A 26,240-nucleotide genomic window follows, 5' to 3' on the forward strand; every position below is an offset into this window, starting at 1 on the left:
AGGACGCGATCCGACGGCGCTCACATAAGACTGGAATAGGGGAGGAACTGGACCGTGTGACCTGGCTCGACACGGACTATCTCCTCTCCCAACTCGACGAGACCGTCGGTCGCGACCAGGGATGATAACAGTCCTGCGCCTTCCCTGGGAAACTTCGTCGCTTCGTAGCATCCATCCGCGGCCGCGCGTACGCTTGCTCGCACATACTCGCGCCGTCCCTGCTTTTTGCTATAGGAAAAGGCGGCCCGCATAGCGATCGGGGTCGGTGGTTGCTGGAGGGCCCCCGCAAGGGCGAGGATTGCCGGGCGGGCAATATGCGCGAAGGTGACGAAGCTCGCCACCGGATTGCCAGGAAGTCCGATCAGCGGGGTTCCATCGATCACCCCCATGGCGACCGGCCGGCCCGGCTTGATCGCGACGCGCCAGAACACCAGGGTTCCGGCACTCTCGACGGCGGCCTTCACGCAATCTGCCTCGCCCGTCGACACACCGCCCGAAGTCAGGATCAGGTCATGGCTCAATGCCGCTTCGCTCAGCCTTTCAGCGATCAGTCTGCTGTCATCCACGAGGATACCGAGATCGGTGATGTCGCAGCAGAGTCGAGCGAGCATCGCCGTCAGCATGAAACGGTTGGAGTCGAAAAGCTGCGCCGGTCCGCGCATGTCTCCCGGCGCGACGATTTCGTCCCCGGTCGAGAACACTGCGACGCGTATCCTGCGCCTGACCTGTAGTTCGGTGAACCCCAATGCGGCGGCGAGCGCGATATCTTGCGGCCGCATCCGGTGGCCCGCCGGAAGGACGGCCTCGCCCAATGCGACATCTTCCCCCGCAGGGCGTACATTGGCACCCTTTTTCAGGCCGGGCGGGAGAAGGATCCTGCCGGAGCCGTCGATGCTCACGTCTTCCTGCATGAACACCGTGTCGACCCCGTCGGGCATTGGAGCGCCAGTGAAGATGCGTACCGTCTGGCCCGGCCGCACAGGTTCATTCGCCGCCATGCCGGCCTGAACCCTCCCGGCAACGGCGAACGCCGTCTCGACAGTCTGCGGCAGGTCTGCCCCTCGCACGGCGTAGCCGTCGACCGCGGAATTGGTGAAGGGCGGCAGCGGCAGCGATGCCACCATCTTTTTTGCCAGGACGCGCCCATCCGCCAGCAAGAGCGGGACCGTCTCGACCTCCTCTACGGCGCTGAGTTTCGAGGCGATCAGCGCGGCAGTCTCGTCGATGGGCCGCATCTGTCCGCCGAAAGCGAAGCAGTCATCCGAGATTTGCGCCATTTATATTCCCACTCTACGAGCGTGTCGGCTTCTTCGTAATCGCATCAATCCGGCTTTTTTTAATCAGCTTCGGTTGAACAGCCTGTAAGATACGGCAAGCTAGCGCAGGCGCGAGCCAGAATACGACGTCAGGAGACTGCCATGCCTTTGATGCTACGCCAACCGGAACACGCCATCATCACACCCGATCCGCAAGACCAACGGCTGACGGAGCTGGTTGCGGGCATCGACCAAACAGGCGCGACGGTAGAGGTCCGCGTACCGATCGAACGTGCCCTGACGCTCTATCTCAACGCTCAGGAGATCGTCACGATGATGACCGTCAACGACTACCCTGAATATCTTGCGCTCGGCTATCTGCTGAACCAGAACATGCTTCTGCCCACCGATGTGGTGACGGACGTCGAGTATGACGAGGACCTCCAGGTCGTGGTCGTTCGCACCGAGCGCAACACCGACTACGAGCAGAAGCTCAGAAAGCGAACGCAGACTTCGGGTTGCGCCCAAGGCACTGCCTTCGGCGACGTGCTGGAGGCGATCGAAGACATCACGCTCCCGCCCGCTGAGCTTCGCACCTCCTGGCTCTACGAGCTGACGCACAAAATCAACACCATGCCGTCGCTCTATCTGGAGGCAGGCGCGATCCATGGCTGCGTCCTTTGCGGAGAGGGCACGCCAATCTGCTATATGGAAGACGTCGGCCGCCATAACGCTGTCGACAAGATCGCCGGCTGGATGTACCGCCACGCCATCGATCCGGGGGATAAGATCATGTACACGACCGGGCGGCTGACCTCCGAGATGACGATCAAGACGGTTCGGATGGGCATTCCCATCCTGGTTTCGCGTTCCGGCTTCACCGCCTGGGGCGTGGCGCTGGCCCGCCAAGTGGGGCTGACGCTGGTCGGCCGGGCGCGCGGCAAGCGCTTCACCGCACTTTCGGGCCAGGAGCGGATCGTCTTCGACCAGGATATCGCTTCGGTCGATGAGGAAGCGCCGCGCCACCGCCGCAAGGGTGCCGAGCATGACGACTGAGCGGCCCATGACGCTGGGCGTCGTGCTCGCCGGCGGTCTGGGTCGGCGCATGGGCGGCGGGGACAAGCCGACGCGCGTGATCGGCGGACGCACGATGCTCGAGCATGTCATCGAACGGCTAGGACCTCAATGCGAGGGGCTCGTGCTTAATGCCAATGGCGACCCCGTTCGCTTTGCCCGTTTTGGCCTGCCAGTCGTTGCCGACACGATCGAGGATTATCCTGGGCCGCTCGCCGGCATGCTCGCCGCGCTCGATTGGACGGCGGACAACAGGCCCGACGTCGAGTGGGTGGTCAGCGCCGCCGGTGATTGTCCTTTCCTGCCGCGCGACCTCGTTGCACGCCTCCAGCGGGCGCGCATGACCGAGGGGGCGGATTTGGCGGTGGCGGCATCTGGCGGTCAGGCGCATCCGGTCATAGGTCTCTGGAAAGTCGCCCTGCGGGGCGAATTGCGGCATGCGTTGACCAACGAGGGCCTGCGCAAGATCGACCGGTGGACCAGTCGCTACGGCCTTGCCACCGTATCCTGGCCGGCAGAGCCGGTGGACCCGTTCTTCAACGCCAACACAGTCGAGGACCTCGCCGAAGCCGAGCGGCTGGCCGCGTTGCTTGCCGCTAACCCGGCCGGCTGAACCCCGCATGCTCCAGCGCCGAATGCACCTCGTCGGTCTGGAGGACTTCGAGAAACGCGTGCACCGCGGGCCGATCCTTTCGCGCGCAAACCAGCGCGAAGTCGTAGTGCTCTTCGGTCAACGGGATAAGACCGAGCCCGGCCGCACGCGCGACCGGCGCAATGGTGACGCCCCAGTCAGCGCGCTTCTGCGCTACCGCCGCGGCCACGGCATTGTGTGTGCGCGGCTGGTTCCAGTAGCCGTCCGGGCGTTCCGCGCCGAGGAGTTGGTCGATCAGGATACGCGTTCCCGAGCCTTGGTTGCGGTTGACCATCATGCAATCGGGATCGGCGAGCGCGGCACGGACCGCGTCCTCCGCGCCGAGGCCCTCGAAGCGCTCGTCCCCTCGGCGGAACACCAAACCTTGCATGCGCCGCCAGCCTAGCACGAGTTCGAGACCGTCACCGAGGAAGGGCGCGTTGTAGTTCCGCGTCTTCGGGTCGAAGAGATGGATGGGAGCGAGATCGCACTCGCCGCGCTTGGCCGCCGCAAGACCGCCCAGGCTTCCCACAGACAGCGAGCGCACCGAAATCCCGCGACGCGAAAGTTCGCCAACGACCAGATCGAGGCCGACGCAATGACTGCCGATGACGACGAGGTCGGGAACGCGGACCCGCGGCGTGAACAGCGTCACCGCTACGTCGGCACCGGCAGGCACGTGATCGGCCAGGGCCTCGATGCGGATGAAGCCATCCGCCTGGGTAAAGGATGTTATCGCTCCCGAGCCCTTACCAGTCGGATAGGCCGTCAATCCTCCCTGCCCTTGCACAAGGGAGACCATCGCGAATTCGGTCCGTCCGAGTTCTGAAGGAACCCGCAACGGAAGGCTTGCGGTGATCTGAGCATCGACGCGCGGCGGCAGCCCCGCCATGCGCCGCAGGGCGGGTACCACCATGTCATGGAAGGTGAACATGGCCGAGGTCGGAAATCCCGGCAGGACGATGACCGGCTTGCCCCCGCACACCGCCAGGCAAAGCGGCTTTCCGGGCTTCAGCGCCACGCCGTGGGCGATGATGCCGGGTTTGCCCAGTCGGCCGATAATGCGATGCGTGACATCCCCTGCCCCTTTGGACGTGCCGCCCGACAGGATCATTACGTCGTGGGCGGCGAGCGCCTCGCGCATAGCCGTCTCAAGCGTTGCCTCGTCGTCCGGGAAGGCGCCGAGAAAATGCGCTTCGCCGCCATTTTCAGTGACAGCCGCAGCGATGATCGGCCCGTTGGCATCATAGATGCCGGCCGCCCGCAGCGGCTCGCCTGGCTGAACGAGTTCATCGCCAGTGGAGAGCACAGCCACGCTTGGCCTGCGCGCCACGGCCACTTGCGCGATTCCGCACGCGGCGAGCATGCCGATTTCGCGCGAGCCGATTTGCGTTCCGGTGCGCAGCACGACCTCTCCTCCCGCCATGTCGGATCCTGCATTGGAGACAAACTGGCCGGGCGAGATGCCGCGCCCCACCTCGATGGCACTCAATCCCACCGGATGCGTATGCTCCACCATGATGATGGCGTCCGCGCCACGCGGCAGCGGCCCGCCGGTTGCGATGGGCGTGGCGGTTCCGGTCAGAACGGGGAGTTGCGGAACCGTGCCGCAGGCAATCGCTTCCGCATTCAGCTCAAGCCGAACGGGACGGGTTTCAGAGGCGGCAGCCAGATCGGCCGCACGTACCGCGAAGCCATCGACATTGGAGCGGTCGAAGGGCGGCACGTCGACCGGCGCCGCCACGTCCTCGGCAAGAACCAGCCCGAGCGCGTCGGCCAGCGTCCGCGTCTCGGTCGGCAACGGGCGGGGAAACAGCGCTGCCTCGAAGCGCGCCAGCGCAGCTTCGCGCGACAATATCGTCAGGAACTGCTCCTGCCCGCTGTTCTGCCGGGCCGATGATGGAGAATTCGTCATAGCGGCTCACTCGATCAAAAGTTGCGGAGCGGAAAGGCGGAGACAGGCGTGCCGGCGGCATACCCCTCGCTATCGCCCGGGACCGCAAGCCAGGCGTCGGCAAGCCGCATGGCGTCCAGCGAAAAGTCGCCGACGGCGAGCGGCGTCCACATATCCCGTTCCTTCCCGAGCAGAACGAGCTCGTAAAGTCCGACCGCGGATGAGATTTTCCGCGAGAGCGGCAAGATGATGCCTGACCGTTCAGATCTGCCCGACAGGCGGTCCAGGACTGGCTGGACAAGCGCAAGGAACCCAGCGAAGGCTTGGTGCGGCGATCCGGCCAATGCGACCACCGGTGTCTTGCCGAGCCGGCCTATTGCCGTTGTCCCTCCGGGCCGTAAGGCAATGCCGTGCCCAATCAACACCCCGCGCCGCACAAGAGCCTCGGCGGTCACGTCGGCGTGGCCGTCACCAGTACCGCCGATCAGGAGCAGAAAATCGCAGGCCTCGCCATCAAGAGCGGCAATGATCGATGCCGCGTCGCGCTCTACGGTCTCTATACCGGCAATCGAAACGCCCGAGGCACTCAGGCTCTCGACCACGAGCCGCATGGAGAATGTCTCGTGGCTGTCGGCAGCGACATCGATTGCGCGCACTCGCGGGCTCCGTATGGCAAGCTGGCTCAGTCCCACTTTGCGGGCGACCAGCAGGTCGGCGACGCCGATCGCCTTTCCCTCAAGCATTGGCGGGCGGGCCGCCGCCATATCCTCGCCCGCCCGGCGCACACCCTGACCGGGCACGGCTTCAGCTGCTGCTTGGATCATCGGTCCACTGCAATCGACGAGGCCGGCCTGCAGCACACAGTCGCGATCTTCAGGCATGGCCTCACCCGTCTCGACCCAGATCGGCGCGACCGGCAAAACTAAGGGCGAATAGGCTGATGCCCCCACGAGGTCGAGGGAGCGACACGCCCAGCCGTCGATGGCAGCGATGTCTCGCGCAGGCTGAGCCGGCACGACAGCCGGCATCCCGGCAGCGACATAGCCCAAGGCTTGTTCAAGCGGCACCAAGCGGGGGGTGACGGGCATTACACCATCGAGCAGCGCGTCGAGCGCCGCTTCCAGGAGAGTCAGCGGGCCCGTCGAAGAAAACGTTCTCGTCATGGCGCGATATTGAAGCAGACGCGAGCCTGTTTGCAACCAGCTTCAGGAACGCCCGCGCTGCGCGTTCGGGAAGAAGAGCTGCTGGCCGTCGATCTTGTACTCTCCGATCGCCTTCTGGCCTTCCGGAGAAATCAGCCAATCGATGAAGCGCTGGCCGGCCTCCACTTTGACGCTTGGATGCTTGTGAGGATTCACCAGCATCACGCCATACTGATTGAACAGCCGCTTGTCGCCCTCGACAGCGATGTCCAACTCGCCACGATTCTTGAACGACAGCCAGGTGCCACGATCGGAAAGCGTATAGGCGTTCATGGCTGCCGCGGCGTTGAGCGCCGCCCCCATGCCCTGCCCGATCTCCTTGTACCACGGGCCCCTGGCCGCCTCGATGTCGATGCCGGCCGTCTTCCACAGACCCAATTCGGCCGAATGGGTGCCGGACCTGTCACCACGCGACACGAAGGCCGCTTTCTTGGCTTTGATGGCAATCAGCGCGGCTGCGATGTCCTTGGTCCCGCTGACGCCCGCCGGGTCGCTCTTGGGGCCAACGAGGACGAAGTCGTTGTACATCACGTCGAAGCGCTTCACCCCGAAGCCCTCCTCGATGAACTTCTCCTCCTGCGCCTTGGCGTGGACGAAGACCACGTCGGCATCGCCGCGCCGACCGGTGTCGAGCGCCTGACCGGTGCCCTGAGCGACAATCTTCACGCCGATGCCGGTTTTCTTCTCGAACAGCGGCAGGATGTGATCGAACAGGCCGGAATCCTGCGTCGAGGTCGTCGACGCCACGACTATCGACTGGTCCTGGGCAGGCGCGCCGCCTGCTAGCATCAGAAGCACCACAAGCGCAGAGAATATTCGGCGGGTCAGCATCTCAATCTCGGTCCAGTTGATCAAAGCACGAGCTCGCCGCGCACGAAGGCAGCGGCTTGCGGGGTCGCGGGGCGGTCAAGGAAGTCGTCGGCGTCGGCATGCTCGCAAACGCGCCCCCGGAGCAGAAAGACGACGTCTGCCGCGATCCTGCGCACTTGGCCGAGATGGTGCGACGCCATGATGATTTTCGTGCCCGATTGGGCAGCCGTGATGATGATCTGCTCGACAAAACGCGTCGCCGCCGGATCGAGGCTGGCTGTCGGCTCGTCGAGCAGCAGGATTTCGGGCTGGCGCGCCAGGGCCCGGGCGAGGGCCAGCCGCTGCTGCTCGCCACAGGAGAGATGCCGTGCCGGACGTGCCGCGAGATCGAGAAGACCGACGCGCTCGAGCAGTTCCTCCACGCGCGGGGCCCGGAGCCGACGCGGACAGCCCGCTTGAGCCAGTGCATAGGCGACATTCGCGGCCGCCGAGCGACGCAGCATCACCGGCTTCTGGAACAGGATTGCACGCCGTGTCGGCGGGGAAAACGTTCGTCCCCCCCAAGTCAGGGTTCCAGCAGAAGGTGCAACAAGCCCCATGCAGAGCCGCAGCAGGGAGGTTTTGCCCGACCCGTTCGGGCCGACGACCAGAGTCGGCGCGCGCGGCCCGATCGTCAGGTTCACCCGGTCCAGGATGGTCGTCGCACCGGCGACCAGCGACACGTCATCGAGGACAAGTGGAAGATCGCTCTGAGCAGCCCGCATCCCTAGCCAGCCCGTTGCTCGGACCAAACTCGCACGCCCCAGGCGGCGGCGTTGATCAGCAAGATGAGGAAAATCAGCATCAGGCCGAGCCCCATGGCGAGCGGCAGGTTTCCCTTCGAGGTTTCAAGTGCGATTGCCGTCGTCATGGTGCGGGTGAAGCCATCTATGTTGCCGCCGACGATCATCACGGTGCCGACCTCGGCCGCCGCCCTGCCGAAGCCCGCGAGCAGAGCCGTGACGAGGCTGAAGCGGCCGTCCCACAAAAGCGTGGCGACCAGGCCCGCCGGCCCGACCTGCATCGCAGTCAGTTCCTCACGATACTCGCGCCACAGATCCTCGACCGTCTGGCGAGTCAGCGCGGCAATGATGGGCAGCACCAGTAGCGCCTGCGCGATGACCATCGCGGCGGGTGTGAACAAGAGGCCGAATTCACCCAGCGGCCCGGATCGCGATAGCAGCAGATAGACCGTCAGCCCGACCACCACCGGCGGCAGGCCCATGAAACCGTTCAGCAGCACGACGATCGCCGAACGACCGGGAAAGCGCGCCAGCGCGATAATTGCGCCCAGCGGAAGGCCGGCGATCATGGCGATCGCGACAGCCGAAAGGCTCACGGCGAGCGACAGGCGCACGATGGCAAACAGCGTGGCGTCGCCGCTCGCGATCAGTTGCCATGCGCCCAGCCCTTCCGACATTGCTCCTCGCAGTCCTGTCCCGTGTCAATGTCCTGCAACTCCTCCGTCACTGTCAAATCCTTGAACCTGAACAGGAATATGCATATCAATGCAGGATGGATTTGCTGACGACGTCCGAAGCCGCCGACTATCTGCGCATTGGTGAGCGCAAGCTTTATGAGCTGATTGCGGAGGAGCGTGTCCCGTGCAGCAAGGTGGCGGGCAAGTGGCTGTTTCCACGGCATGAACTCGACCGTTGGGTCATGTCGGGGTTGGTCCGGCCCGCAGGAATGACGCAATCCGAGCCGCCGCCGATCGTCGGTGGCAGCCAGGACGACCTGCTCGAATGGGCTCTCCGCCAATCAGGCTCCGGCCTGGCCTTTCTGACGGAAGGCACGGAAGCCGGCGTGACACGCCTGCTGCGCGGCGAGGTGTCTGTCGCCGCGATCCATTTCCACAGCCCCGACCCGGACCCGAATGTCGCCGCGATTGCGGCCAGACCGCGGCTTTACGATGCGGTGCTGGTCGGATTCGCCCGCCGCGAGCAAGGCCTGCTGCTCGCGCCAGGCAATCCAAAATCGCTCAACAACCTGACCGACGTCCTTGCGACCGGCGCACGCATCGCGGTTCGTCAACGCGGCGCAGGCGCGGACATGCTGCTCACGCAATTGCTGGCGGACTCCGGCGCGAAACAAGACGACGTCAACCGGTTGGAGCCGCCCTGCCTGACCGGACCCGATCTCGCGGCTGCCGTGCGCATTGGCAGGGCCGATTGCGGAATTGCCACGCGCGCGGCCGCACGCGCCGCTGGCCTCGATTTCGTTCCATTGGCCTGGGAAAGTTTCGATCTCCTGATGCGGCAGCGGACCTACTTCCAGCAACCGATCCAGGCGCTCCTGCGTTTCCTGCGGCAGGAAATCTTCGCCAGCCGCGCCGCCGAGCTTTGCGGATACGATCCATCGCCGGCCGGGCAGATACGGTTCTTCAAATAGCCGCCGACCCCGATCAAGCCGCAGCTCTCATCCAAGATCGATCTCGCCCTCGACGACATGGCGCAAGCCTGCCGGCTCCGAGGTGATGACGGCCCTCACGGTCAGTCGGCCCTGTCCTTTCAGGCCCTTCTCCGCGACGGCTTTCTCGATTGCCTGCTGCGAAGTCACGCCGACCTGCTTCAGGAACTTGCGCATGGAGACGTTGAAGGGATCGGTTTCCATATTCTGGGTCATATGATTGCCTCGAACGGTGTGGACGATATGGCCGGTCCGGCAAGCTTGGTGCCCGCAACGGCGGCGCTGCGCTAACGGAGCACGGAATGGCCCGGGGTGCAACGAGGACGACGCCCGCACTATGTCTGACGCGGTCCGTTCCTCTGTGGCCTAACAACGCGTGGTGCCGAGATCCCTGGTCATGCCGGAGCGCCGCGGGCGATTGCCGTGACGGCCGATGGGTAAACGGCGATCACCGGTGGTTTCGCGATGGAATGGGCTGCTTTTTCGCCCGTCAGCGCGCCCTAAGCAATCCTGGTGCCACTACGAGCATCGAACAGATGCACCTTGGATACGATGATCTCCAACCCAACCTCTTGATCAAGTTTGAAGGGCGGCTGATCCCGCACCTCGGCCACGAGGTCGACTCCACCTGCACTTAATGTAAGCTCCTGGGCCTCACCGGTCGGTTCGACCACTTGCACCCTCGCCTGAGAGTGGTTGCCACCAACCGAAATGTGCTGCGGACGAATCCCGTAGACTACCCCATCTCTGTCGCCCATCCGAGCATCCGCCGGCAAGGGTAAGCGCAAGCCCTGATCGGCGACAAATGCGCCGTTGTCGATGCGGCCCTCGATCAGGTTCATTTCCGGCGAGCCGATAAAGCTTGCGACGAACAGATTGGCTGGGTTCTCGTAGAGCTCGGAGGGGCTGCCGATCTGTTCGATCCGGCCTTTGTTCAACACCACGATGCGGTCGGCGAGCGTCATCGCCTCGGTCTGGTCATGCGTGACATAGATGCTTGTTCGGCCGAGCCGTTGGTGAAGCTTCTTGATTTCGGCGCGCATCTTGACACGCAACTTGGCATCGAGGTTGCTGAGCGGCTCATCAAACAGGAAAGCGGCTGGATCGCGCACGATGGCGCGGCCCATGGCGACACGTTGGCGCTGGCCGCCGGACAACTGCCGCGGCATGCGGCCAAGCAGATCCTGCAGGCCAAGGATTTCGGCCGCCGCCTTGACCCTCGAGACAATCTCTTCCCTAGGGACCTTCGCCAGTCGAAGCGCGAAGCAACGACAATGGTCGGCCCGGAGGGTCGACGTTTTCTACTGGAAGTCAACACGTTAGCGGACGGTTCGGCAACCCGTTTCCTTCATATTCTCTGGTATGGTCTGGCGAACCTAAGGACCGGGAGGAGCACTAGTTTTTAATGCGCGTGGTATCTCTGTCTTATCCCGCAAAGGGGTCGATGCAATTTATCCCAATGAATTGCATCTCGTCCAATTCTCCTTATTGCGACGTGCATATGTTGGCGATTCCCCTTTCGACCCCAAAATCGAACAATATGATTTGATCAATGTATCTTTCGGTGAGTATCTCCATGTGAAAAGAAGCACATTATTGACTGGAGGGGCGGCAGCCGTCACCGCCTGTCTGCAAAGCCCGCCTTTTCGCAGTCGATGGGACGTGCATCTTGGGGTTAAAGGCGACGCGCCCCTGCACCGCGCGAATGACTCGGGCGGAAGCCCCGAGCCCGAGCGACCAATCGATCTTTTCTGATCCCGGCACAGGATCGTTTTCGGTCATAATTCGAAGAAAGCAGACAACCAGATCCGCGACTATGCCGATTTGCGTCCGGCTTTGGCTTTGGGGCGGTCCTTGATCCCTTCCTTGGCGAGACTCTTGCGGAGAACCGACGCCAGATCGATAACGTTCTCCTTGGGCGGGAGCACCGGTTTGGGCGGCTGCTTGCCCTTGCGTTTTGCGTCGATCAACGCGATGAGCGCATCCTCGTAGGTGTCTTCAAATTTCGACGGATCAAACTTGGTCACTTTTTTGTCGATCAGCAGGCCTGCGATTTCGAGCAGTTCCTGGTCATATTCATGGCTTTCCAGGTCTTTGAATACGGTCTCTTCCGAGATCATCTCGTCATGGGTCCGCAACTCGGTAAGCAGCATTCCCTTGCCATATGGCTGTATCACGACTTCGCGCCCGCGTTGGTACAGCACCACGCAGGACCGCGCCGCCACGCCCTTCTTGGCCATCGCTTCGCGCAGCACGGAGAAGGCCTCGGTGGAAGCACCGTCGGCAGGGATCAGGTAATAAGGCTTTTCCAGGTAGCGAGTATCGATATCCTTGATGGCGACAAACTCGTCGACCTCAAGCGTGTGCTCAGACGTCATCTTTAGCTTTTTGATCTCGTCCGGTTCGACCTTGATGAAATCGCCCGCGTCTGCCTCGTAGCCTTTGACTTGGTTTTCGCTATCGACGACATCGCCCGTCTCTTCGTCAACATAGGCAGCCTTGACGGGCAATCCATCTTTCCGATTCAAAATCTTGAAGTGGATTTTCGATGCCTCACTGGTTGCACCCACAAGCTTCACTCCGCACGACACGGACCCGACTTTCAGAAACCCTTTCCAAACTGCTCGTGGGGCCGCCATGCAGTCCTCCTGTCGCGCCGATCCTTGGCACAAACGTCAGCCCGATCGTTCCGTTCCGCCCGCCTGATCAGCATCGACGCACGCGATCGCATCACGGATGGTGCGGCTTTCCATGCCAACGGTGCCCCCGCGCGGCGTCAATCCTGCTTTCGCCGGGACAAATGCGAGAGCAGCGCGGTGATCAGGCTGCTTACCACAATCCATGCGCCGATCTCGCCGTCATGCACCTCAGGCCGGCGCGGCGTGTCTATCTTGTCGCCGCTCAACGCCACTACCGGCGCAAGGTCTGGCCGGCTTCCGCGCCTGACCGAGTAAGCGCGCGTAATTTCTGCACCGAAGAGGAATATCTGCGCTGAATAGTAGACCCAAAGCAGCACCACCATAAGCGCGCCTGCCGCTCCGTAGGAAGTCGCTATCGCGCTGGTGCCGATATACCAGCCGATCAGCGACTTGCCGATGGTGAACAGCAACGCAGTAACCACCGAACCGACGGCAACATCGCGCCATTTGAGCGTGCGATCCGGCAAGACCTTGTAGATCGCGGCGAAGAGCAGCCCAATTAGCAAGAAAGAGACAACGGTGTTGACGGTGCCGAGCACCAGTTCGCCGAACGGCAGGTGGTGATTGATGACATCGCTCAGCGCGGTGATCGCTGCGCTTGCCGCCAGCGATACCAGCAGCATGAAGCCCAACGCGGCAACCAGGCCGAGGCTTGCCGCCCGCGCCCGCACCAGGCGCGAAAGCGACAGGCCGTCGGCTTTTACCTTCCAGATCTCGTTCAACGACTGTTGCATCTCACCGAAAACACCGGAGGCAGTGAAGAAGAGCGTCACCAATCCGATGAGCGTGGCAAGCGTCCCGGACCATCTGTGCGAAGCCGTCTCGATCGTCGCCTTGAGCAGATCGGCACTCTGCGCGCCCATCGCGCCGGATATCTCCGCTGACAGGGCGAGCTGGGCCGCATCCTTGCCCACGGCCAGACCGGCGATCGCCACGACGATCAGAAGGATCGGCGCCAGCGATGTCGTGGCGTAGAAAGCCACCGCCGCCCCGTGGCTCAACGCATTATCGTCGATGAAGCCGGTGACGGCGTCCTTCAAGAGAATCCAGGTACCGCGAACCCAGTGTGGCATCTCCCCTCACCAGTCACGCCATATGGGACGCGGAGCGTCGCGACCTATCTCGATCATGCCTGTCACGGCTCGTCGCACAGGGCTTCCCGTAGCCGATACAGCGCGCGGGTTGGGGTCAAGCTTCATCGAGCGCAGCCCGTCGGTAAGGCTGGCGCGGTGAGATGGCGTGGATAATCCCATCCCGCGAGCTCGGCCTCGTTGGCGAGCTTTACGTCGCAGGGTGGTGCGTCAGCCATTTCGGGCCGCGCAATTCTTCTTGAGCCTTATGATCGCCGACTTGTGGACGGTAACCACACCGCCACAGTCAATCCGTACGCTCAGCTTGTTGGTTGCGGGATCGACCCGAGTGACGTCCCCAACAAGAACGACTTTGTCTCCGACGTGAGTTCTGGGGGGCGCATCGATCGCATAAGGACGATCATAGGAGGGGATGCTCACCCTGGCGCGTCCACTGGGAAGCATGTCCATGACCGTACTCGTCAGGGCAACTTCATCACCGATTGCAACTTCTCGAGGCAGGTTGAATTGCAGCATGGCATTTCTCCCGAGACTATCCCAAATCAATGCTGGCAGCTTGAGTTGGTTGCCTGAAATCGCACCTACATAGCAGGCAATCGGAGACGTGCCGACGCGGATCGCGAGCCGCGGGCTCAACAGCTCGCCGGGGAGGAGCACACGGGGGCGGAACCTTTAAGAGCCAAGCCAACCGATATTGCGTGATCGCGAAACGTCCCAGCGCGCAACGGCGTCTCGCCCGAGGTTGGGTTGCATCTTGTAGGGCTCGCGTTCGCCGTAGCACCGGCGGTACCCCCGAGTTGGACATTTGCTGTCCGTTTCCGCAGGAGAAGCATCCAGCCTGCAGCACGTTAGGCGCAGTCTCTTTTCGCGAAATGTTGAGGCGAATTGCGTGGCCGACAAGGCAGGCCGACCACACGGGCGCCAGCTTGCCGTAACGCTGACGTAGAACAAGTTGAGATCGGAGCATGGGGCGCGCGAGACGCTCCGTCATCTCGATGCAGCGCCCTTCGCCGTTGGAGACAAAAGCGCATCTTTGCGGAACAAGCAGCCCGCGCCTCAGTTATGCAGGTACTCATCCCCGGGACGGCGGCTGGCTAAGATGTTTTCCAGTGTTACACCGTTGTAGTCGAGGCCTATCGCTTCTCTGGATTTTCGCGGCGGTAACCCTGTCGGGTTGCGCGGGGGGCGTGCTCGACCCGCAGGGACCGGTCGGCGCGGGGAACCGCACGATCCTCCTGAACTCACTGGCCGTCATGCTGGTCATCGTCATTCCGACGCTGGTCGCGCTGCTTGCCTTCGCCTGGATATTCCGTGCCTCGAACCGCAGGGCTCGGTATGATCCAGAGTTCACCTATTCCGGCCGGATCGAGCTCATCGTCTGGTCGATTCCGACGCTGACCATCCTCTTCCTCGGTGGCTTGATCTATTATGGATCGTACCATCTCGATCCTCGCAAGCCGATCGACTCCAGCCGGCCGCCACTCGAAATCCAAGTGGTGGCGCTCGACTGGAAGTGGCTGTTCCTCTATCCCGATCAAGGTGTCGGAACGGTCAACCAGCTGGTTATTCCAACCGGCATGCCGGTGCGTTTCAGATTGACCTCGGCCAGCGTCATGAACACCTTCTTTGTGCCCCAGCTCGGCAGCATGGTCTATGCCATGAACGGCATGCAGACCGAGGTCAACCTGCAGGCTGATCGCGAGGGCGAGTATTTCGGCCTGTCGGCGCATTTCAGTGGCGATGGCTTTTCGGACATGAATTTCCGTGTCAGGGCAGTCTCGGCTGACGCCTTCGCCAGTTGGGCCTCCTCCTTGCATGGCGGAGGCGGCGTGCTCAACGCCAGCGCCTATCGCCAGCTTGCCAGGCAAAGCATCAACGCGCCGGCATCCTCGTTCGGCCATGTGCAGCCGGGCTTGTTCGATGCGGTCGTGCACCAGACGCTACCTCCGGGGCCGGGACCTGCTGGAACCGCCGCCGGAGAGCCGCAGGTGAGCCCGAAAGCTGAGCCCAAGGCGGGAGCGCCGCCCATGGCTCACCAGCACGATGAAGGAGGATGACGATGCTCGGCAAGCTCGACTGGTCGGCCGTTCCCTTTGACCAGCCTATTCCGCTCGGCGCGGCCCTGATCGTCTTCCTGGCCGCCGCCGCCGTTCTGATCTGGGTAACGATCAAAGGCTACTGGCCTTATCTTTGGCATGAGTGGATAACCTCCGTCGACCACAAGCGGATCGGCGTCATGTATATCGTGCTGGCGGCGCTGATGCTTCTGCGCGGCTTCGTTGACGCCGTCATGATGCGCACCCAGCAGGTGCTCGCCATCCACGGGCCGGGATACCTGCCGCCGGAGCACTACGACCAGGTCTTTTCGGCCCACGGCACGATCATGATCTTCTTCGCCGCGATGCCCTTTGTCATTGGGCTGATGAATTTCGTCATCCCGCTGCAGCTCGGCATCCGCGACGTCGCCTTCCCGACGCTGAACTCAGTCAGCTTCTGGCTGACCGCGACCGGCGCGCTGCTTGTCAACATTTCGCTCGTCGTCGGCGAGTTCGCGCGCACCGGGTGGCTGCCTTATGCGCCGCTGTCGGAGACGACCTACTCGCCAGGCGTCGGCGTCGACTACTATTTATGGTCGATCCAGATCTCCGGCGTCGGCACCCTGCTCACGGGCGTCAACCTGGCGACCACCATCCTCAAGATGCGTGCGCCAGGCATGGGCTATCTGCGCATGCCGATGTTCTGCTGGACCTCGCTTGCCTCCAACATGCTCATCGTCGCCGCATTCCCTATCCTTACCGCAACCCTGGCCATGCTAACCCTCGACCGTTATCTCGGCTTCCATTTTTTCACCAACGAAGCCGGCGGTAACCAGATGATGTTCGTCAATCTCATCTGGGCCTGGGGTCACCCCGAGGTCTACATCCTCGTGCTTCCCGCCTTCGGGATCTATTCGGAGATCTTCTCGACCTTCTCGTCGAAACCGCTGTTCGGCTATCGTTCGATGGTTGCGGCGACGATGTTCATCTGCATCGTCTCCTTCATGGTCTGGCTGCACCACTTCTTCACCATGGGCGCCGGCGCTGATGTCAATGCGGCTTTCGGCATCGCCACCTCGGTTATCGCCGTCGGCACCGGGGTCAAGATCTACAACTGGCTCTTCACCATGTATGGCGGGCGCGTGCGCTTCGAAACGCCAATGCTGTGGGCGCTAGGCTTTGTCACCACTTTCATCATCGGCGGCATGACCGGCGTGCTGCTCGCCGTTCCGCCGGCCGATTTCATGCTGCACAATTCGCTCTTTCTCGTGGCGCATTTTCACAACGTCATCATCTCGGGCGTGCTGTTCGCGGCCTTTGCCGGCTTCACCTACTGGTTCCCGAAAGCCTTCGGGTTCCGGCTGCATGAGGGTTGGGGCAAGGCGGCGTTCTGGGTCACGCTTGCCGGCTACATTCTGGTGTTCGTGCCGCTCTATATCGTCGGCCTTCTCGGCATGACCCGCCGCCTTCAGCATATCGACATGGATATGTGGGCGCCGTGGCTTGTCGTGGCGGCCTTCGGAATCGTGGTGATGATCGTCGGCGCCGCATGCCAGATCACGCAGCTCGTCGTCTCGATCAGGCATCGCGACGAGTTGCGCGACGAGACCGGCGACCCTTGGGACGGGCGCTCGCTGGAATGGTCGACATCCTCGCCGCCGCCCGTCTTCAACTACGCGCGGCTGCCGCATGTCGAAAACGAGGAGCCCTACTGGACCATCAAGCAAAGGGCAATGGACGAGCAGAGTCAGGAGACCGAAGAGGACTACGAGGCGATCGAGATGCCGCGCAATAGCCCCACAGGCTTCGTCACCGCCTTCTTCAGCACTCTGATTGGCTTCGCGCTCATCTGGCACATCTGGTGGTTGGCGGTTGTCGGCTTCATCGGGGCCTATGCCACCTTCGTTGTATTCGCCTGGCGCGAGCATGGCGATTACGAGATCCCTGCCGACGAGGTCGGCCGCATCGATCTTGACCGAAAGGCAGCCCAGCGTGCCTGGATGCGCAGACGCGAGCGTGTGGCATGAGCGACATCCCCGCCGGCACCGCAACGCGCGATCCCTACCGGCTGGGTCGCACCGCAGGGCATGGCCACCACGTATTCTCGGCGACCGGCCACGGCGAGGGTGGCCCGGCCTCGAAGTTCGTCACGGTTGCCTACGGCTTTTGGATCTTCCTGTTGTCGGACATCATAATGTTCTCGGCTTTCTTCGCCGCGTATGCCGTCCTGTCCAATTCGGCGGCGGGCGGGCCAACAGGCAAGGAGCTGTTTGAGTTGACGCGCGTCGCGGCACAGACGGCGCTGCTGCTCACCTCGAGCTTCACTGGCGGCCTTGCGATGCTCGCGACCCACCGCCGGTCAATGGCCGCCGCCCAGTTCTGGTTGCTGGTGACCGGCCTGCTTGGTGCGGCCTTCCTGTTCCTGGAGGTGCAGGAATTCGCGGCCATGGTGAATGAGCAGGCGGGCCCATCACGCAGCGCCTTCCTGTCCGCGTTCTTCGCCCTTGTGGGCTGCCACGGAACCCATGTTGGACTTGGCCTGCTTTGGCTCGGCACCATGATGGCGCAGCTCTGGATAAAAGGCTTTCGTCCCGACATATTGCGCCGGCTTCACTGCTTCAGCCTGTTCTGGCACGCGCTCGACATCATCTGGATCGCCATCTTCACCCTGGTCTATCTGCTGGGAGCGTCATCATGAGCGAAATGGACAGCCGGAACGAGGACATGCTTGACCGCCGCGATTCCGCACCAGGCGAAGAACGCAGCGAGGAACACGAGGTGGCGGGAGGCCTTTCCGGCTATCTGCTGGGCTTTGGCCTGGCAATCCTGTTGTCAGTGGCGTCCTTCATTGCGGCACAAACCGATCTAATTTACCAGCCGGCCGTGATCTCGGCCCTGACGGTGCTTGCCATCGCACAAATGGGCGTCCATCTCGTCTTCTTCCTGCACCTGACGACAGGACCTGACAACACCAACAACGTGCTCGCGCTCGCTTTCGGTGTGCTGATCGTGACCTTGGTCGTTTTGGGCTCGGTGTGGATCATGAATCATCTCAGCCAGAACATGGGAGCGATGGATGCGCACCAGGCTCACATGATGCCATAACGCGGTTCCAGGTCTGTGGCCTGGGCGCAAAACCGCCTGTCCGTCGGTTCGGTTACCTTGCGCATAGCGTCTGCACTTTCAGGCGTCGAAAATCCATAGGTGCGGAGAGCGGTGAGGAGCTGGCGAGCTGTTTGGCCCGGCAATGTCTATATCGGCCCGCTCACGGTCGGCGGCAGAATGAGCTGCTGCCCATGGTCGCAACGTCTGTGCCTTCCATCATAATTTCAGGAACTAGGAACATAGGGGCCTCGTCCGAGTTCCATTGAAAGTGTGGGAACATAGCTCAGTTTGCCAAGGGATCGGGCGAGGATTCGTTGCTCTGTGAGCGCTCCCACTTTCCACATTGTGTTCAACGAATGCTCCGGATCATGGGTCGCCCACAGCTTTCCTCCCTGGCTTTCAGCCTCCTGGTACTCGTTAATTGTGCATTGCTGCAAAGCAGGGCCTGGGCACAGCTACCCTGCCCCGCCGACCACGCCAAGCTCCTGGCTGCCCTCAAGGCAAACGTCAAAGCAAGCGGAGGCCCCGCCAATGGCGGCTTCGAGACCAATGAATGGGCGGCGATCGTTACGCGTGACGGGACAGTTTGCGCCGTTGCTTTCAGCGGCCCCACCAGCGATGCGCAGTGGCCCGGCAGCCGGCTGATCGCAGCCGAAAAGGCCAGCACGGCCAACGGGCTCAGCGTTGCCCAGATGGCTCTCTCGACGGCGAATCTATATGCTTCTGTTCAGCCGGGTGGCCCCTTGTTCGGCTTGCAGCTTACCAATCCTGTCAACCAGGCAGCCGCTTATGCCGGCGACAGCAAGACCTTTGGGAGTGCGAGCGATCCGCTGATTGGCAAGCCGATCGGCGGCGTCGTGGCATTTGGCGGCGGCCTTGCTCTCTACGACGGCAAAACGATTGTCGGCGGGCTTGGCATCAGCGGCGACTCCTCCTGCGCCGATCACAATGTCGCTTGGCGCCTGCGTGCGGCCCTGGGCCTGGACAAGGTTCCGGCGGGCGTCAACCCCAACGCCAAGGACGCCATCGTCTACGATCTCGATCCTGGCGGAAAGAGCGCCTCCGGCTGGGGTCATCCGTTGTGCGCGGGAACCGAGGCGGACGTCGCGGCCGAACTCGGCGCCGGAGTGGGAGGTTCGATCCGCAAATGAGGGGATCTCTGAAAGTGGCGGGGAAATACGCATCTGCGACACCAGACGGCCGAGGAGCGGAAAGGGGCCGCGGTTTCGGCTTTAGGCCGTTGAAGTGGCTGGTGCTGGCCGCAGGCTGCTCATTGCTGAACGCCGCGGCCGCGCAGTCCGCGGTGACACCTGCCATCACACCGCCCGCCGCGGCCGCGCCACCTGATGACGGCCAATGGACAATGCCGGCTAAGAATTATGCCTCGACGCGCTACAGCGAACTGGCGGACATTAACGAGGACAATGTCAAGAACCTTCAAGTTGCCTTCACTTTTTCGACCGGAGTGAACAAGGGTCAGGAAGCGGCGCCACTCGTCGTCGGCAACACGATGTATATCGTGACACCTTTTCCAAACATCGTCTACGCGCTCGATCTTTCCAAACCGGGCGGGCCGATGAAATGGAAGTACGAGCCAAATCCTGAGCCTGCCGCGCAGGGCGTTGCCTGCTGCGACGTGGTCAACCGCGGTGCGGTCTTCGCCGACGGGCGCCTCTTCTTCAACACGCTGGATGGTCACACGATCGCGCTGGATGCCGCCACTGGCCAACCGGTCTGGAACGCGCATGTCGGCAACATCAATATCGGCGAGACCATAACCATGGCGCCGCTTGTGGTGAAGGGCAAAGTGCTGGTCGGCAATTCCGGCGGCGAGATGGGTGTGCGCGGCTGGGTCAAGGCGCTGGACGCGGGGGACGGACATGTCGTCTGGACGGCTTACGGCACCGGACCGGACAAGGACGTGCTGATCGGGCCGGATTTCAAGCCGCATTACGACATGGACAAGGGCAAGGACCTTGGCGTGACCACATGGCCGCCGGAAGCCTGGAAGATCGGCGGCGGCAACATGTGGGGCTGGATCTCTTACGATCCGGACCTCAACTTGATCTATCACGGGACCGGCAATCCAGGGCCGTGGAATCCGGACCTTCGGCCCGGCGACAACAAATGGACCTCCGGGATTTTCGCGCGCGATCCCGATACCGGAGCCGCGAAATGGTTCTACCAATGGAGCCCGCACGACCTGCACGACTACGACGGCATCAACGAGCAGATCCTGCTCGATATGAATTGGCAGGGTAAGCCGCGCAAAGTGCTCGTCCGCCCGGAGCGCAACGGCTATCTCTACATTCTGGATCGGACCACCGGGGAAGTCCTGTCAGCGACACCCTATGGGGTCGTCAATTCCAGCAAGGGCGTCGATCTGAAAACCGGGCGCCTGATCGAAAACCCGGACAAGAAAACCGGCACCGGCAGGGTGATCCGGGATATCTGCCCGACAGCATCCGGGCTCAAGGATTGGCAGCCATCTGCGTTCTCGCCGAAGACAGGACTGCTCTACATCCCACACAACAATCTGTGCATGGACGAAGAAGGCCTCGAGGTGAACTACATCGCCGGCACCCCCTATGTCGGCATGAATGTGCGCATGATCCCGGGCCCGGGTGGCAACCGCGGTGCCTTCACCGCCTGGGACATCGCGGCCGCAAAGCCAGCTTGGAACCTTAAAGAGAATTTTCCGGTGTGGAGTGGCGCGGTCGCCACCGCCGGCAACGTCGTGTTCTACGGCACAATGGAGGGCTGGTTCAAAGCTGTGAGCGCAAGGACAGGGGAATTGCTTTGGCAGTTCAAGACCTCGTCCGGGATCATCGGCCAGCCGGTCACCTATCGCGGCCCCGACGGGCACCAATACGTCGCGATCCTGTCGGGCGTCGGCGGTTGGGCCGGCGCGATCGTATCGGGCGACCTCGACCCGCGCGACGCTACCGCCGCGCTCGGCTTCGTCAATGCGATGAAAGACCTGAAGAACGCGACCACGGCGGGAGGCACGCTCTATGTGTTCCGGCTCCCCTGATGCTTTCGAGTTGAAGGCAGTTCGAAGACGCGAGGCGAACGGGCGTCTTGTGGTCGCGGTGGTAGCGTTTGCCTCGCTGCTCTTCGCGGTTGCCGCCGACGCACGTGAACTCAAGGTATGTGCCGACCCTAACAACATGCCGTTTTCCAACGCCGCTGGACAGGGCTTCGAAAACAAGATTGCCCAGATCATCGCCAAAGAGCTGGATGCAAGACTTTCCTATACCTGGTGGGCCCAACGCCGCGGTTTCGTTCGCAACACGCTCAAGGCAGGCCTGTGCGATCTCATACCTGGCACTCCCGCCAATCTCGAAATTCTCCGCGCCACCGCTCCCTATTACCGCTCGACCTATGTCTTCGTGACGCGGCGGGACAGTCCCGAGATCACGTCTTTCAACGATCCACGCCTGCGCACTCTGCGCATCGGCGTGCAGCTCATCGGCGATGACGGGGCCAACTCCCCACCGGCCCAGGCACTCGGCCGCCGCGGCATTGTCGGTCATCTCGTCGGCTATCCAGTCTATGGCGACTATTCGGCTCCCAACCCGCCCGCGCGCATTGTCGAGGCGGTGGCCAGCGGCGAGATCGATGTTGCCGTCGTCTGGGGCCCGCTCGCCGGTTATTTCGCCGCCAAGCAGAAGACACCGCTGCGCATCACGCCCGTGACACCTCGAATCGACGGGCCTCAATTGCCAATGGTCTACGACATCTCCATGGGCGTCCGACGCGGGGACGACGCGCTGCGCGACGAAGTGGATGCAGCCCTTGCCAAGCACAAGGCTGAGATCGACGCGACCCTGGCCCGATACGGTGTGCCGCGCCTTGATATCGGCGGGAGCGCGGACCGATGAGGCGGAACCTCACCGTGCTCTTGTCGGCGATGCTGGCCCTTGCCGCTTGCCAGCGGGAAGAGCGCGACACACGTCCGCAATCGGCCCTTGGGTCCGGCCAACAGCCAACGCCGGTGACTGCACTGGAGCCAGGCGGCCAAAGGCCGCTCCCGAGCGACAACAAGGCTGCCAGCTTCGAGGCCAACGCCTTTCATCTCAGCGAGGGCAAGCGCCTGTTCAGCTGGTTCAATTGCTCGGGGTGCCATGCCAATGGCGGCGGCGGCATGGGACCGGCGCTGATGGATGAGAAGTGGGTTTACGGCAGCTCGATCGAGAGTATCCACGCAACGATCCGGGACGGGCGGCCTAACGGCATGCCTAGCTTCCGAAACAAGATACCCGATGATCAGATTTGGGAGCTTGCAGCCTTCGTACGTTCGCTGAGCGGCAACGCCCCCTCCTCCGCCGCACCGCAGCGTAACGACGACATGATGGTCCATCCGTCGGAAAATCGCCTCCCCGATGCCGCGACGCTGGGGAAATCGCCGTGAAACGATTTTTTCCCAAAGCGAGTTGCGCAGCCGCTCTCCTGGCGCTTTCAGGTTGCAGCGGCTGGCAGTCCGCTCTCGATCCGAAAGGCCCGGCCGCGGGCGAGCTCGCCTGGTTGATCTGGTTTTTCACTGCCCTGTGCGCGGCCGTGTGGATGCTGGTGATGGTCGTGCTGGTCGCCACCCTGTTCCAGCGAGTTCGAACAGGAAAAGATCCGCTCGTGCTCGACCTCGCTTCCGAACATCGCAAAATGCGCGTGGTCTTGACCGCGGTTGGGGTGACTGCGGCGATCCTAATTGGGCTGACCCTGCTGAGCTTCTTCGCCAACCGGACCCTTGCCGGGATCGGATCGGACGAGGCGCTGACGGTCCGCGTGACCGGCCACCAATGGTGGTGGGAAGTGCGCTACGAGAATGCTCAGCCAAGCCGCATCCTGACGACGGCGAACGAGATCCATATTCCGGCCGGCGAGCCGGTTCGGCTTCTTTTGAGTTCAACAGACGTAATCCACTCCTTCTGGGTGCCGAGCCTTGCCGGCAAGCTCGACCTCATCCCCGGACATATGAATGTGTTGGACATCAGGGCTGACAAGCCAGGCGTCTATCGTGGTCAATGTGCTGAGTTCTGCGGCGCGCAGCACGCCAACATGGGCACCTTCATCATTGCCGAGCCGCGGCCGCAGTTCGATGCCTGGCTGGACGACCAGTTGCGGCCTGCCGCCGCTCCGACCAATGCCGAAGCCAAGGCCGGCGCGGATCTTTTCCTCCAGCGGCCCTGCGTGATGTGCCACAGGATCGGCGGCACACCCGCAGGCGGCACGGTAGCGCCCGATCTTACCCATATAGCCAGCCGGCAAACTCTCGCAGCCGGAACGCTGACGATGAGCCGCGGCAATCTCGCCGCTTGGATCGCCGATCCGCAAGGCATCAAGCCCGGCTCCCACATGCCTGTAATGGCTCTCAATGGCGACGAGCTCAATGCCATCGTCGCTTACCTCGAGGGGCTGAAATGACCAGCGCCGACCTGACGAGCGGACGCGACCTGCGGGCGGAAGCCCAAGCAAAGGGAGATCTCGCTCCCGAGCATGACGGACCGCGCGATACCGGCATGGAGCAAGCCGATCTCCAGCGGCGGCTGGAGCGCACCTGGCGTACGCCCCCCGGCATCGTCGGCGCGCTTTCGAGCGTCGACCACAAGGTGATCGCCAGGCGCTATCTGATCACTGCCTTTATCTTTCTGTGTCTGGGCGGGCTCAACGCAGTGGCTATGCGTGTTCAGCTCTCGGGACCACAGCGTGGGCTGATCGGGCCGGACCTCTACAACCAGCTGTTTACCATGCACGGCGTCACGATGATGTTCCTGTTCGCGGTACCGATCGTGCAGGCGACCGGCATTTATCTCGTGCCGCTGATGGTCGGCACCCGCAACATTGCGTTTCCGCGGCTGAATGCGTTCAGTTACTGGGTCTATGTTTCGGGCGGCCTGTTCGCCTGGGTGTCTTTCGCTCTCAACATGGCGCCGGACGTCGGCTGGTTCGCCTATGTGCCGCTGTCCGGTCCCGAATTCGCCCCTGGCAAGCGCGCCGACGTCTGGGCGCAGATGATTACCTATACCGAGGTGTCTTCACTGGCTGTGGCAGTGGCGACGATCGTCACGATCTTGAAGCAGCGTGCTCCCGGCATGTCGCTGGACAAGATCCCGCTATACGTCTGGGCGATGCTGGTCACCTCCTTTGTCGTCGTCTTCGCAATGCCGGCGGTGATGATCACCTCGACATTCCTGATCCTCGACAGGCTGGTCGGCACACACATCTTCAACCCGGCCGAAGGCGGTGATGCCTTGCTGTTCCAGCATCTGTTCTGGTTCTTCGGTCACCCCGAGGTCTACATCATCTTCCTGCCGGCGACCGGCATGGTCTCCTCGATCATCCCGGCTTTCGCCCGCCGACCGGTGTTCGGCCATCTCGGCATGGTTCTGTCGTTGATCGCGGTCGGCTTCCTGTCCTTTGGCCTGTGGGTCCACCATATGTTCGCGACAGGCCTGCCCAAGCTCGGCGCCAGCTTCTTCACCGCTTCCAGCATGATGATCGCTATTCCCAACGGCGTACAGATCTTCTGCTGGCTGGCAACGATGTGGGACGGCAGACCGGTGATCCGCGCGCCAATGTTGTTCGTGTTCGGCTTCTTCTTCATCTTCGTCATCGGCGGTCTCACCGGCGTCATGCTGGCCTCCGTGCCGCTGGATCTGCAGGTGCACGACACCTACTTCGTCGTCGCGCATTTCCACTATGTGCTGATCGGCGGATCGGTATTCCCGCTGCTGGGTGCGGCCTATTTCTGGTTTCCTAAAATCACCGGCCGCATGATGAGCGAGCGCCTGGGCCGCTTGCATTTCTGGCTGGCCTTCATTGGCTTCAACGCCGCCTTTTTCCCGATGCACATCGTGGGGCTGTGGGGCATGCCGCGACGGGTCTACACCTATCCGGCCGAGCTTGGCTGGGGGAACATCAACCTGTTCATAACAGCAGGTGCGGTGGTCTTCTTCCTGAGTTTCGTCCTGTTCACCTTCAATCTTGTGCATGGCGCGTTGAAAGGCGCAGCGGCAGGCAACAATCCCTGGGAGGCCGGCACCCTGGAATGGGCAACGCCCTCGCCGCCGCCGAGCTATAATTTCGCGCGCATTCCGGTCGTCACCAACGCGGAGCCACTCTGGGCCGAGCGCGACGCTCTTCCCGTAGCGACCGGGCTTCGCGTCGACGCGCGCGAGCTGCTGGTCTCGACAGTCGCTGAAGCGCATCCCGACATTCGCGAGAAATCGGCGACACCGTCGATCTGGCCGCTCTTTGCAGCGTTCGCCGTAGGCGGCACGTTTCTCTATTCGATCTTCACCCCCTGGGCCATCGTGTGGGGCGCCCTGCCAATCGCCGTCACCTTGATCGGCTGGTTCTGGCCAAAAGGTGATCTGGAGGACGAGGAATGAACGAGCGTCCCGTCACAGATGTTTCCGGTCTCCCCACCTTTGGGCATGGTTCGCGCAGCCCGACCTGGTGGGGCACGCTCGCTTTCATGGCTCTGGAGGGCACCGGCTTTGCGCTCGCCGCAGCCGCCTATCTCTACCTGGCGGTCTCTTGGCCTGAATGGCCGTTGAGTGCACCGCAGCCGAACCATTGGCCAGGAACGATCGTCACGCTGCTGCTGATCGCCAGCCTGGTGCCGAACCACATCCTCGATCGCTATGCCAAGCAATGCGCCATCGTGCCGGTGCGGATCGGACTGGTTGTCATGTCGCTGCTCGGCCTCGCCCCGCTCCTTGTGCGCTGGTTCGAGTTTCCGGCCTTGAACGTTTACTGGGATACGAACGCCTACGGCTCGATGCTTTGGGTGCTGCTCGGGCTCCACACCACGCATCTGATAACAGATGTCGGCGATACGATCGTGCTGACGGTGCTGATGTTCACGCGCCATGGCTATAGCGGGCGACGCTTCGGCGACGTCGGCGACAATGTTTTCTATTGGGATTTCGTGGTCGCAACCTGGCTTCCGATCTATCTGCTGATCTACTGGGTACCGAGGCTCGGCTGAC

25 protein-coding genes are annotated in these 26,240 nt (G+C 62.5%); 14 read left to right on the plus strand and 11 right to left on the minus strand.

Annotated elements, in window-relative coordinates; translation table 11 throughout:
- Positions 1-20: 20 nt before the first annotated feature.
- Positions 21-1,277 carry a gephyrin-like molybdotransferase Glp gene (gene glp, locus FJ428_RS06310; protein WP_140879089.1) on the minus strand — a complete coding sequence of 419 codons (1,257 nt, stop codon included), beginning with the start codon at positions 1,275-1,277 and terminating at the stop codon, positions 21-23.
- A 150-nt stretch (positions 1,278-1,427) separates the two neighbouring features.
- Here glp and FJ428_RS06315 point away from each other — a divergent pair, with 150 nt between their 5' ends.
- Together FJ428_RS06315 and mobA are read left to right on the plus strand one after the other, a co-directional pair.
- The gene (locus FJ428_RS06315) at positions 1,428-2,312 is read left to right on the plus strand and encodes a formate dehydrogenase accessory sulfurtransferase FdhD (protein WP_140879262.1); all 885 of its coding nucleotides are present in this window, start codon (positions 1,428-1,430) and stop codon (positions 2,310-2,312) included.
- On the plus strand, positions 2,302-2,943 hold the full coding sequence (gene mobA, locus FJ428_RS06320) for a molybdenum cofactor guanylyltransferase MobA (RefSeq protein ID WP_181167225.1): 642 nt from the start codon (positions 2,302-2,304) through the stop codon (positions 2,941-2,943). Before FJ428_RS06315 ends, mobA begins: the two co-directional genes overlap by 11 nt.
- Here the strand turns inward: mobA and FJ428_RS06325 are convergent.
- The 5 genes from FJ428_RS06325 to FJ428_RS06345 all read right to left on the minus strand — a co-directional run bounded on the left by FJ428_RS06325 (position 2,927) and on the right by FJ428_RS06345 (position 8,326).
- Positions 2,927-4,876: a molybdopterin biosynthesis protein gene (locus tag FJ428_RS06325; RefSeq protein ID WP_140879090.1), complete on the minus strand. Its 1,950-nt coding sequence runs from the start codon at positions 4,874-4,876 to the stop codon at positions 2,927-2,929. The genes mobA and FJ428_RS06325 overlap by 17 nt on opposite strands.
- Before the next feature lie 14 nt (positions 4,877-4,890).
- Entirely contained in the window at positions 4,891-6,018 is a 1,128-nt protein-coding gene (locus tag FJ428_RS06330; RefSeq protein ID WP_140630406.1) for a molybdopterin-binding protein, read from the minus strand.
- A 42-nt stretch (positions 6,019-6,060) separates the two neighbouring features.
- Positions 6,061-6,846: an extracellular solute-binding protein gene (locus tag FJ428_RS06335; RefSeq protein WP_224519050.1), complete on the minus strand. Its 786-nt coding sequence runs from the start codon at positions 6,844-6,846 to the stop codon at positions 6,061-6,063.
- A gap of 62 nt (positions 6,847-6,908) precedes the next feature.
- Positions 6,909-7,631 (minus strand): ATP-binding cassette domain-containing protein, encoded by a 723-nt coding sequence (locus tag FJ428_RS06340; protein ID WP_140630405.1) that lies wholly within the window; start codon positions 7,629-7,631, stop codon positions 6,909-6,911.
- 2 nt (positions 7,632-7,633) lie between these two features.
- On the minus strand, positions 7,634-8,326 hold the full coding sequence (locus FJ428_RS06345) for an ABC transporter permease (protein WP_140521329.1): 693 nt from the start codon (positions 8,324-8,326) through the stop codon (positions 7,634-7,636).
- 95 nt (positions 8,327-8,421) lie between these two features.
- On the opposite strand from FJ428_RS06345, the gene FJ428_RS06350 reads away from it, so the two are divergent.
- On the plus strand, positions 8,422-9,297 hold the full coding sequence (locus FJ428_RS06350; protein ID WP_140879091.1) for a helix-turn-helix transcriptional regulator: 876 nt from the start codon (positions 8,422-8,424) through the stop codon (positions 9,295-9,297).
- A gap of 27 nt (positions 9,298-9,324) precedes the next feature.
- Here FJ428_RS06350 and FJ428_RS06355 read toward each other — a convergent pair whose 3' ends face one another.
- From FJ428_RS06355 to FJ428_RS06375, 5 genes are all read right to left on the minus strand, one after another.
- Positions 9,325-9,531 (minus strand): DUF6494 family protein, encoded by a 207-nt coding sequence (locus FJ428_RS06355; RefSeq protein ID WP_140499366.1) that lies wholly within the window; start codon positions 9,529-9,531, stop codon positions 9,325-9,327.
- Positions 9,532-9,815: 284 nt separating this feature from the next.
- Positions 9,816-10,568, minus strand: a complete 753-nt coding sequence (locus tag FJ428_RS06360; RefSeq protein ID WP_318012488.1) for an ATP-binding cassette domain-containing protein — start codon at positions 10,566-10,568, stop codon at positions 9,816-9,818.
- A gap of 561 nt (positions 10,569-11,129) precedes the next feature.
- Positions 11,130-11,954, minus strand: coding sequence for a Ku protein (locus tag FJ428_RS06365; RefSeq protein ID WP_140584244.1), 825 nt, complete (start codon positions 11,952-11,954; stop codon positions 11,130-11,132).
- A gap of 137 nt (positions 11,955-12,091) precedes the next feature.
- Entirely contained in the window at positions 12,092-13,087 is a 996-nt protein-coding gene (locus FJ428_RS06370) for a YihY/virulence factor BrkB family protein (RefSeq protein WP_140584243.1), read from the minus strand.
- A 228-nt stretch (positions 13,088-13,315) separates the two neighbouring features.
- Positions 13,316-13,621 (minus strand): preprotein translocase subunit YajC, encoded by a 306-nt coding sequence (locus FJ428_RS06375; RefSeq protein ID WP_140521307.1) that lies wholly within the window; start codon positions 13,619-13,621, stop codon positions 13,316-13,318.
- A gap of 479 nt (positions 13,622-14,100) precedes the next feature.
- On the opposite strand from FJ428_RS06375, the gene cyoA reads away from it, so the two are divergent.
- From cyoA to FJ428_RS06430, 11 genes are all read left to right on the plus strand, one after another.
- On the plus strand, positions 14,101-15,162 hold the full coding sequence (cyoA, locus tag FJ428_RS06380; protein ID WP_140565781.1) for a ubiquinol oxidase subunit II: 1,062 nt from the start codon (positions 14,101-14,103) through the stop codon (positions 15,160-15,162).
- A gap of 2 nt (positions 15,163-15,164) precedes the next feature.
- The gene (gene cyoB, locus FJ428_RS06385; RefSeq protein WP_181167226.1) at positions 15,165-17,168 is read left to right on the plus strand and encodes a cytochrome o ubiquinol oxidase subunit I; all 2,004 of its coding nucleotides are present in this window, start codon (positions 15,165-15,167) and stop codon (positions 17,166-17,168) included.
- Positions 17,165-17,839 carry a cytochrome o ubiquinol oxidase subunit III gene (gene cyoC / locus FJ428_RS06390; RefSeq protein WP_140521305.1) on the plus strand — a complete coding sequence of 225 codons (675 nt, stop codon included), beginning with the start codon at positions 17,165-17,167 and terminating at the stop codon, positions 17,837-17,839. The genes cyoB and cyoC overlap by 4 nt, the downstream gene beginning before the upstream one ends.
- Positions 17,836-18,246, plus strand: coding sequence for a cytochrome o ubiquinol oxidase subunit IV (gene cyoD / locus FJ428_RS06395; protein WP_140517457.1), 411 nt, complete (start codon positions 17,836-17,838; stop codon positions 18,244-18,246). Before cyoC ends, cyoD begins: the two co-directional genes overlap by 4 nt.
- 314 nt (positions 18,247-18,560) lie before the next feature.
- Positions 18,561-19,397 carry a heme-binding protein gene (locus tag FJ428_RS06400; RefSeq protein WP_224718639.1) on the plus strand — a complete coding sequence of 279 codons (837 nt, stop codon included), beginning with the start codon at positions 18,561-18,563 and terminating at the stop codon, positions 19,395-19,397.
- A 122-nt stretch (positions 19,398-19,519) separates the two neighbouring features.
- On the plus strand, positions 19,520-21,280 hold the full coding sequence (locus tag FJ428_RS06405) for a methanol/ethanol family PQQ-dependent dehydrogenase (protein ID WP_263486650.1): 1,761 nt from the start codon (positions 19,520-19,522) through the stop codon (positions 21,278-21,280).
- On the plus strand, positions 21,261-22,130 hold the full coding sequence (locus FJ428_RS06410) for a substrate-binding domain-containing protein (protein ID WP_140517461.1): 870 nt from the start codon (positions 21,261-21,263) through the stop codon (positions 22,128-22,130). The genes FJ428_RS06405 and FJ428_RS06410 overlap by 20 nt, the downstream gene beginning before the upstream one ends.
- Entirely contained in the window at positions 22,127-22,660 is a 534-nt protein-coding gene (locus FJ428_RS06415; protein ID WP_140500652.1) for a c-type cytochrome, read from the plus strand. Before FJ428_RS06410 ends, FJ428_RS06415 begins: the two co-directional genes overlap by 4 nt.
- Positions 22,657-23,670 carry a cytochrome c oxidase subunit II gene (coxB, locus tag FJ428_RS06420; protein WP_140559928.1) on the plus strand — a complete coding sequence of 338 codons (1,014 nt, stop codon included), beginning with the start codon at positions 22,657-22,659 and terminating at the stop codon, positions 23,668-23,670. Before FJ428_RS06415 ends, coxB begins: the two co-directional genes overlap by 4 nt.
- A complete protein-coding gene (gene ctaD / locus FJ428_RS06425) occupies positions 23,667-25,637 on the plus strand; it encodes a cytochrome c oxidase subunit I (RefSeq protein WP_140559929.1) in 1,971 nt (656 codons plus the stop codon). The genes coxB and ctaD overlap by 4 nt, the downstream gene beginning before the upstream one ends.
- Positions 25,634-26,239, plus strand: coding sequence for a cytochrome c oxidase subunit 3 (locus FJ428_RS06430; protein WP_140559930.1), 606 nt, complete (start codon positions 25,634-25,636; stop codon positions 26,237-26,239). The genes ctaD and FJ428_RS06430 overlap by 4 nt, the downstream gene beginning before the upstream one ends.
- The last annotated feature ends 1 nt before the right edge of the window (position 26,240 follow it).

It is taken from the genome of Mesorhizobium sp. B2-8-1 (assembly GCF_006440955.1).
Classification (GTDB): Bacteria; Pseudomonadota; Alphaproteobacteria; order Rhizobiales; family Rhizobiaceae; genus Mesorhizobium.

Bases quoted from the DNA above. Each gene is read 5' to 3' on its own strand.
- FJ428_RS06375 (WP_140521307.1), bottom strand. From the start codon at position 13,621: ATGCTGCAATTCAACCTGCCTCGAGAAGTTGCAATCGGTGATGAAGTT.
- FJ428_RS06325 (WP_140879090.1), bottom strand. From the start codon at position 4,876: ATGACGAATTCTCCATCATCGGCCCGGCAGAACAGCGGGCAGGAGCAG.
- FJ428_RS06365 (WP_140584244.1), bottom strand. From the start codon at position 11,954: ATGGCGGCCCCACGAGCAGTTTGGAAAGGGTTTCTGAAAGTCGGGTCC.
- ctaD (WP_140559929.1), top strand. From the start codon at position 23,667: ATGACCAGCGCCGACCTGACGAGCGGACGCGACCTGCGGGCGGAAGCC.
- FJ428_RS06315 (WP_140879262.1), top strand. From the start codon at position 1,428: ATGCTACGCCAACCGGAACACGCCATCATCACACCCGATCCGCAAGAC.
- cyoD (WP_140517457.1), top strand. From the start codon at position 17,836: ATGAGCGAAATGGACAGCCGGAACGAGGACATGCTTGACCGCCGCGAT.
- FJ428_RS06430 (WP_140559930.1), top strand. From the start codon at position 25,634: ATGAACGAGCGTCCCGTCACAGATGTTTCCGGTCTCCCCACCTTTGGG.
- FJ428_RS06335 (WP_224519050.1), bottom strand. From the start codon at position 6,846: ATGCTAGCAGGCGGCGCGCCTGCCCAGGACCAGTCGATAGTCGTGGCG.
- FJ428_RS06415 (WP_140500652.1), top strand. From the start codon at position 22,127: ATGAGGCGGAACCTCACCGTGCTCTTGTCGGCGATGCTGGCCCTTGCC.
- FJ428_RS06330 (WP_140630406.1), bottom strand. From the start codon at position 6,018: ATGACGAGAACGTTTTCTTCGACGGGCCCGCTGACTCTCCTGGAAGCG.
- FJ428_RS06370 (WP_140584243.1), bottom strand. From the start codon at position 13,087: ATGCCACACTGGGTTCGCGGTACCTGGATTCTCTTGAAGGACGCCGTC.
- FJ428_RS06355 (WP_140499366.1), bottom strand. From the start codon at position 9,531: ATGACCCAGAATATGGAAACCGATCCCTTCAACGTCTCCATGCGCAAG.
- cyoC (WP_140521305.1), top strand. From the start codon at position 17,165: ATGAGCGACATCCCCGCCGGCACCGCAACGCGCGATCCCTACCGGCTG.
- cyoB (WP_181167226.1), top strand. From the start codon at position 15,165: ATGCTCGGCAAGCTCGACTGGTCGGCCGTTCCCTTTGACCAGCCTATT.
- cyoA (WP_140565781.1), top strand. From the start codon at position 14,101: ATGCAGCGCCCTTCGCCGTTGGAGACAAAAGCGCATCTTTGCGGAACA.
- glp (WP_140879089.1), bottom strand. From the start codon at position 1,277: ATGGCGCAAATCTCGGATGACTGCTTCGCTTTCGGCGGACAGATGCGG.
- mobA (WP_181167225.1), top strand. From the start codon at position 2,302: ATGACGACTGAGCGGCCCATGACGCTGGGCGTCGTGCTCGCCGGCGGT.
- FJ428_RS06410 (WP_140517461.1), top strand. From the start codon at position 21,261: ATGTGTTCCGGCTCCCCTGATGCTTTCGAGTTGAAGGCAGTTCGAAGA.
- FJ428_RS06350 (WP_140879091.1), top strand. From the start codon at position 8,422: ATGGATTTGCTGACGACGTCCGAAGCCGCCGACTATCTGCGCATTGGT.
- FJ428_RS06345 (WP_140521329.1), bottom strand. From the start codon at position 8,326: ATGTCGGAAGGGCTGGGCGCATGGCAACTGATCGCGAGCGGCGACGCC.
- FJ428_RS06340 (WP_140630405.1), bottom strand. From the start codon at position 7,631: ATGCGGGCTGCTCAGAGCGATCTTCCACTTGTCCTCGATGACGTGTCG.